The sequence below is a fragment of the Endozoicomonas sp. SESOKO2 genome (assembly GCF_024606245.1).
GTDB lineage: Bacteria > Pseudomonadota > Gammaproteobacteria > Pseudomonadales > Endozoicomonadaceae > Endozoicomonas_A.
On the sequence record NZ_JAHHPQ010000663.1, the window covers coordinates 1 to 4,782 of the forward strand.

1 protein-coding gene is annotated in these 4,782 nt (G+C 46.7%); it reads left to right on the plus strand.

Annotation, left to right across the window (positions count from 1 at the left end):
- Nucleotides 1-4,782, plus strand: a 4,782-nt coding sequence (locus KDK17_RS16265; protein WP_257288538.1) for a hypothetical protein, incomplete at both ends; no start/stop codon positions are given.

The following is a 4,782-nucleotide window of genomic DNA, read 5'->3' on the forward strand; positions in this document are numbered from 1 at the left end:
GAATGAGAAAATTTCGTCCCAATGCATTAAGCCTTGCCGTAGCCATTGCCATCAGCTCTTCCATCATTGTCACACAGGCACTGGCCGATCGCAGGCTGCAGATAAAATCTTTCGATATTCGGGACAATGGACATAAGGAGTTTACCCGGAGTGAGGTTATAGTTAAGCCAACTTCAGGTGATGACCAGCAGCCAATACCCGGATCCTTTACCACCACCTACCCGGACCAGACTGAAGTCAGAGCGGGCTATGACGTTCCTTCTGAAGCCTTCACAGACGTTCTTTCCGGCATCGAGGGTGGCGTTTCCAGTGTTGATCTATTTGCAACAGACGATAATGAAATTGCTCAGAAATACACCAAAGTTCTCAAGGTCGGTAATGAGGAAATCTTCAAGTTCACCCATGATCTTGCAGAAACGAAACTGGTCATTGAAGTCAGAAAAGGAATGACCGATCAGAGCTCAATTGCGGCTGTTCGTGCTCAATCAGATGATATCCAACCATTAGAACCGTTTACGAAAGTTGCCAACCCTGAACTTCTGGTCGGAGTGCTGAAGGGTGCGAATGAAAGAGCAGGAAGTCTTGGCGAAGTTGATCACTATGTTGCCCTTGCCACTATTGAAGTAGACAAAGTTGAAGTGAATGGGCGCACCTTCATGCGTCTTATCGCAGCAGGCGATCAGCCTCCTGAACTGCAACGTCTGGGTCAATCGCTCTTTGTCAATGATGAGGTGCTTTTAGCAGCAGCCACCTCTGCCTACGCCCGGGTTCATCTTCTGGGTGAAGATCTACAACAGGAAACTCTGAATAAACTGTTGTCCTGCCATAAGCCCGTCGGCTATGTCGTATACGTTGAGGATGACACGCAGGCATACCCTGTGCCTGCAGGTTTTCCAAAACTGGAAGTGACTGAGACTCCGGGGGAGATTATTGTTTTCCGCGGTCAGAAGCAGAATCCGACCGATATCGCTTTTATTGAAGGTATCTATGACGTCTGGATGGAAGAGTTCTACAACAGCCCTCGCCCCCGGGAAACAATACAGGTTAAAAAAGACAGGGTCAAAAGCTACCAGTACATCATTCGAAGCAGGCAGATGGCACAGCTCGAAGAGTTAGCTGCAGAGCACAATAATGGAATTGTCAAAAGTGAACATACGTCGCTTTTATACCATGGCAAACTGGTGACGTTTGCATACTATGAATATCTCCAGCAGACATTGACCTGTGCTGCTTCGGATGGAGCAGACGAATTTAAATTCACAATGCCACACGTCAGATTCGTTTCGTCATTCATCACGCCGACCTGGATGCATATCCAACTTGTAAAACGTTTCAGCTTCAAACCCGTACTTGGAAATCTTCTGACTAACCGGGATTTCATTCAGAATATTCATGAAATAATCAGGTCCGATATCAGCGTATTTTCTAACGATTATTTTGACGATCCTTTTAGTGAAGAGGAAGGCTTTGCTTCCAAAGTCACTGGCAGATTTGCCGGACAGCTCATTGAGATGGAAAATGAGTTGCAAGCGCTAAGGGCAACAGAGGCCAAACTCAACGATCAAAAGGAATTAACAGAACGAACATTAACAGAACGAACAATAGTATCAGTCATTCCAAGTGGTCAGAAAAAGCAGAAAATATCAGGACAAGCACAGTATTGTGTGGATGAACTTGCACAGATTCATAACAGGTTCGACAGCCTTGCAGATTCGAAACAAGAACGGCAAGACATCAGAACACAAAGCAACCCCAAACCCATGCCCGAGGTCCTTGAGACGCTGAGTGCCGTAGAAAAAGCCCTTAAGATGCATGACCTTGATGAAAACGACGACGTGTATCTCCGTCGCCGGGGCATTTCTGAAAACATGCAGGAATACATCAGAGATGCCAGACAGCTGGCAGAGAACGAGGCTCTGGACATACTCGATGACGTAGAAGTAGTACTTGACATCAGAGTCAATGAAGAGGATGACAAAACAACAAGACTCACCAGAGTTTTTATAACACTTAACCGCAATCCTCTCTCAGAAAAGATACTGGATGCGGTACTGAATCGAATCGATAACATCCGCTGGCAATATGAAAGCAAAACTCAGGACGAGAAGGAACACAAACTCATTATGCTTCTTGCAAACCTTCACGATAAAGTCGAAGGCTCTGACCCGGACATGCAAGCCAGAGAACAACAGTCCGCTGTGCTCGAAGCCGTAGAAAAGATTCTTAACATCAAATTCGACGAATGGGATGACAATGCAGCAAGACTTGCCCGGGTTCATACCCTACTTGCCGATCATGATGTCTCAGAGCAATTGCTGGATCAGATAGATCAAACCCTCTGGAAAGAAGACAGCAAAGCTCTGAACAAGAAAGATCTCAAATACAACAAGATTCGTGAGACTCTTATCTATAAAGTCGAAGATGCCTACCTGGACAAGCACGCCAGGGAACAACAGACAATTCTGCTTAGAGCTGTTGAGGACGAGCTAAGCATCAACCCTGATGAAAACGTTGCTGCCAGAGAAAGCGGCAGAGCTTTCACTGTCAAACTGGCCAAAGACCTGAATGTAGCACTTGAGCAGGATGACAACCTGTCTGATCAGAAGGATATCCTGAGAGCCAGAGTTCTGGAATTAATCGAAGAATCAAATACAGCTTATGACGATGAAGCTGCCAGAAGATCCTGGAACAATGCAGTGGCTCATCAACTCAACATTGAGGATTATAGAGAAGATGCCATTATCAACGACCAGAACAGTTTGATTGAAAAAAAACTCCTGCAGCTGGACGATTTAGTTATCAATACAGGTCAGCCTGACGTTAATGAGCGCATTGCAGCCATTGAGAATGAGCTTGACAGGCAATTGACTCGTCTGGGCCCCAGACCCCGATACGTTCTTGATCGTGAGCTAGCCAATGCCAGACGAGCATTGGAAAATGCTGAAAACGGACTGAAAGAGGTTTACCGTGAACTTAAGACGATTAGTGGCAAACACGTATTATTTGCGGGAAAACGCAGTGATCTCCAACACCTCCCGGATCAAGACGACGCAACTCTCAATCGGCTAATGAAACAATTTCAGACCGACTTTGGTCTGGCTGCAGGTGACGAACAAACGTCTGAAGAGCGATTAGAGGACATCAGACATTTCCTGCGGGAACACAGTACAGAAAAAAGAGATGAAATCATTGAGACACCCGGAGCCAGAGCAGATCTGGATATCCATATAAAAGAAGATGACCTCAGTTCACTGCAAAAAAATGATTACTTTTTTTCAGTTACAAGCCATAAAAAAAATCATGGTCCGGACGAAACCGGTACCCTTGAGGAAGCATTGGGTGAACTGCCTTTAGCCAGAAAAAAGTACACTCAGATCACAGAATTCCTGCGTGAGCACCACAAGAAATTTATGGACGTGATCAATGCAATGTCTGAACAGAGGGATGCACAAGAGAATCTGGATCGTAAACAACAGAAGATTATTGATTTTGGAGGCATCGATGAGGAGGCTAAAACCCTACATAAGCACGAAATGGTTGAGCTGAGTTTAATCCTGAAGCAGAAATGTGAAGCTGTATCAAAAGCAGAAGATGCTCTGACGAATTACAATGTAGCGTTTCTTGGTACCACTGAAGAAGCCGTGGACCTTAAACCAGACACTTCTGACACCTTTAGACGACGACTTGATATCCTGAGAAACAGACAGGTACAACTGGGTGGTCATGATGGTACCGGCGGTGAGATCCGGCAACTGATTCAGGAGCAGGCCCGTCTGGAAGATGAGCTTGAACCCAGGAAAGCAAACATTGAGAGAATAAGGGAAGTCTTGAAGGCAGCAGAGGAAGCCGTCGAAAATGATGTCGCTCCCTCCCAATTCACACCCAGGCAGATAAAAGTCCTGACCGATATCCATGACTTCATGCAGCAGCACTCTCTCAAGAAACAAGCTCTGGAAGCCGCAATGGGTCTGGCAGAATTAGCGGAAAAACGCGGTGGGCTAATACCCTACTTTCCGGCTTTAGGTTTTGCCGATGAACTTCAACCGCTTCGCCTGATTGCATCGATCGGAGACGGGCTGACGCTTGATCAGGCCAGTCGGATTGTGGAAGTTTTCAAAAGTCTGAAAACGACCTTCCCGCCCCCTCTCAACCCTGGAAAAGATCAGCCTCTCAATGTCCCTAAAAAAGTCCATGAGCTTGTGGTCAGGGCCAGGCGCGAGCTGCAAAACGGGGCTCAACAATACGACGATGAAATTCGCGGCATGGGCAAAACAGCCATTCATTTCGTCGAGTGTGAACCAAAGGAGCTGAAAAGCTTTTCGGAATACTTCGCTGCCCATTCTGCCAGTGGTCACAAGATCATCACTCTGCTGCGTGAAGGTCTGATCAGCAAGGTTGAACTTGAGAACTACATAAAGGCCGTCAGAAGTGTCGATGGTTATGAGCCAGTAGAAGAATTTGAACACCTCCTTGGCTACAGACGTGGCATCAAGTTAATCCACTTCAGAGGCGTTGTCCATGGGCTGTCCGAAAAGAGTGCTGAGGAATTCATGCAGAGTGCCTTTGCACCTGTGACTGTGACCACCACTGGCCCGGCGGGTATGAAGGCGTCTGTTGCCGGCATGAAAGAGTATGCAGCTGTGGTCATCGCCAACTACGTTCTTGACGATGTCGCCTTTGAAAACGGCCGCAAGACCGTAGCATTCCTGACTAATGTTCAGGATACTCTGACACCTTATGCCAATGCCGTTGGCGTGTCTGAATCAGAGCTGATCAAGGCTA